Annotated in this window: 5 protein-coding genes; 1 reads left to right on the top strand and 4 read right to left on the bottom strand. The window is 60.7% G+C overall.

The annotated features are described in order from the left end of the window. The 4 genes from ACFSM0_RS16230 to ACFSM0_RS16215 form a co-directional block, all read right to left on the bottom strand. The coding region (locus ACFSM0_RS16230; protein ID WP_377392862.1) for a GapR family DNA-binding domain-containing protein at positions 1-148 on the bottom strand (148 nt) is incomplete at its 3' end. Between the two features lie 71 nt (positions 149-219). Further along, positions 220-438 carry a hypothetical protein gene (locus ACFSM0_RS16225; RefSeq protein ID WP_377392859.1) on the bottom strand — a complete coding sequence of 73 codons (219 nt, stop codon included), beginning with the start codon at positions 436-438 and terminating at the stop codon, positions 220-222. Between the two features lie 475 nt (positions 439-913). After that, positions 914-1252 (bottom strand): helix-turn-helix domain-containing protein, encoded by a 339-nt coding sequence (locus tag ACFSM0_RS16220; RefSeq protein ID WP_377392856.1) that lies wholly within the window; start codon positions 1250-1252, stop codon positions 914-916. 431 nt (positions 1253-1683) lie between these two features. Then, the gene (locus tag ACFSM0_RS16215) at positions 1684-1935 is read right to left on the bottom strand and encodes a hypothetical protein (RefSeq protein WP_377392853.1); all 252 of its coding nucleotides are present in this window, start codon (positions 1933-1935) and stop codon (positions 1684-1686) included. Positions 1936-2011: 76 nt separating this feature from the next. On the opposite strand from ACFSM0_RS16215, the gene ACFSM0_RS16210 reads away from it, so the two are divergent. Then, complete coding sequence (locus ACFSM0_RS16210; protein ID WP_377392850.1) at positions 2012-2467, top strand: hypothetical protein; 456 nt, start codon at positions 2012-2014, stop codon at positions 2465-2467. Positions 2468-2538: the final 71 nt, after the last annotated feature.

Raw genomic sequence — 2538 nt, 5'->3', positions numbered from 1 at the left:
TTTGTTGGTCTGTGATGTCCTTCTTCTCCGCCTCAAGGTGCTCGTATTGCTCAATAAACTGGCGCAGCTCCTCGGCGGCGACAGCATAGGCGCGGTTGCGCACCTCGCGATCTGCGGGGGTCTCTTTCATGGGGGTCTGATCGAGCATCCTGTCTCCAGAAGAAAAAGGGCCCAGGCGCGGAGTCGCTTGAACGCCTGGGCCAGTTGCCCGGCTGGGAGTCAACGGCAGTCGGGATAGAGGGGCGCCGCGGCGAAGCTCGGGTCGCAGAAATGCGGCTCAAGTGCTGCGGCGAGGTTCAAGGCGGTGCGCAGGCCGAGGTTGGCAAAGAGCAGCCCGGCGGCGAGGATCGCGGCAAAGGTCGTGAGCGGGAAGGCGGGCCGATGCGGCGCGGTGAGCCCGTCGCGCAGTCGCAGAAATCTGGGTTCATCGCGCCGCATCATTGCCTCCTGTGAGTGGTGGTCTTGGGTGCGCTGTCTTGCGCTCCCTGAGATTTGCACACAGCAAACAGTGAAGCAAGGGGAAAGTTTGCACATAGCAATCACGCGGGTGACGTTGATTCGCTGCGTGCTAAATTTCCGGTGTCCGGTTAAGCCGAGAAGCTGAAGAAGCCTGGCGTTGCCAGACCTGAGCGATTTTCGGGTTTTCCGCGGCTGATCATCCTGCATCTGCTTCAGATCGTCAGGGAACAATCGCCTTAAGTGGGGGGCGAGTCGAAGGGTGGCTCAACTCATGATACGAAGCCGGATCCTAGATCTGCTATCTCTGGTCAGGATTGTCAGATCTGGATATCAGCCTCAAGTTGTGGCGCTTCGGTGGGTGCTTAACCGCAATATTTCGCGGGTTGCGCTGCCCTCTTGTTCTCGTAATGTTCCCGCCATTCGCCTGGGGAGGCCGCTGACGTGAAAGAGGAATTCAAGAATGCGTTCGAGGGGCTTGCCCCGGCGATGAAGGTGCGGATGCTGCTGAAGCTTCTTGATCTGCTAGAAAGTGAAGATAGCGCAAAGCATCTCGCCTTCCGTCCTGAGAGAGCGCTTCAAAGACACGGAGCGCCTGAGCTGAAAGTTCCTCGGCAATCAAAGCAGACATCGAGCAGCCCAATGCGTCGGCGATGAGTTGCAGCGTCGCTTGGCTGGCCTGCCGTTTTCCGGTCTCGATCTGCGACAAAAAACCCTTTGACAGCCCCGTGATGTCGGCGAGCTGTTCAAGCGTCAACGCGCGGTCATTCCTAAGTTTCTTCATCGCACTGGTCATGTTTGCATGATGCCATTTGCCCGAACCTTTGGCTAATTGCTCTGGGCAAACAATCGGCTTGAAAAAAAGTTTGCAACATGCAAACTAACGGGCATGGGCAAACTCTCGGAACATCTTCGCCAAGCCGGTGTGCTGCAATCTGCATTCGCGGAGATTATCGGCGTGTCGCGCGGGCACATGAGCGCGTTGGTCACTGGGGCGCGGCTTCCGTCTCTCGAGCTCGCGGTTCGGATTGAGCGCGAGACGGCTGGTGCCGTGCCCGCGGCATCGTGGGTGCCCGAACTGGACCCGGTTCCCGCGGTTGGTCTCGAAGTCGGAGAGGTGCGCTGATGAGTGCTCCTGTTTCATGCCCGCAAGATCGTTTGCGGCCCTGTTTCTCACAAGAAAACAAGGTTTCGGGTTGGCTTGGGCCGTGTTTGCGTTGCGCGGTTTCAGTCTCGCGCGGAGGCAGTCAGTGTTTCTCGCCCGTAGAGATGATCCGTCATCTGCTCCAGTTGGCGCCTCAACCGCAGCGCTTGATCGGGGGTGAGTATGGCCTGGAGGCTGTCAGGCGCGCTGTTGCCCGCCAAGACTGCGTTTCGCTGCTCAACGGTTGTGACGGTGCGCAAGTCCAGCACAATTGCGCATTGGGCGATCAGCTTGAAATTCCAGTCGATAACGGCGCGGTCGGGAACATTAGGCATACAACTACTCTAACTAGATTCAAATACTCGGTTATGCAGCCAGCTTATATGATTCGTGTCAACCTTGGGGACTCTGATGTTTGATCTCCGGGCGACGTTACGGATGCAGGTGCGGGCGCTGACCGAGCGGCTGGGTGGGGTGCATGGCACGGCGGCGGCGATTGAGGCGCGCTGGGGCGATGCGGTGTCGCCCGGCACGGTATCGCGCAAGCGGGAGGGCTCGCTCGATTTCACGGTGGCCGATGTGGTGGCGATCGAGGATGCGCTCGGGGTCTATCCGGTGACGCGGATGCTGGCGCGGCGGATGACGGAGACGGCGGTTTCGGCGGTGACGAGCGCGGCGGAGCTGGCGTTGCAGGCCGGGGAGATTGCGCGGGAGGCGGGCGAGGCGGTGGCGGCGCTGGTGCGCGCGTCGCAGTCGATGAAGGCGCATGATGACGCTGCTGCGCTCAAGGAGATCGACGAAGCGATCGAGGCGCTGCGCAAGGCGCGTATCGCGCTCCAGACGCGCATGGGCGGGGGGCGGGGATGAGGGGCTTTGCGGCGACGGTGATCGAGGGCGGGTCTGGCGAGGCGCATCTGGCGCTTCGGGTCGAGACCGGG

The sequence above is a fragment of the Rhodobacter lacus genome, from assembly GCF_042683065.1.
Classification (GTDB): Bacteria; Pseudomonadota; Alphaproteobacteria; order Rhodobacterales; family Rhodobacteraceae; genus Rhodobacter; species Rhodobacter lacus.
The sequence above is the reverse complement of the archived record's forward strand: the minus strand, read 5'-3'. Positions and strand labels throughout refer to the sequence as shown.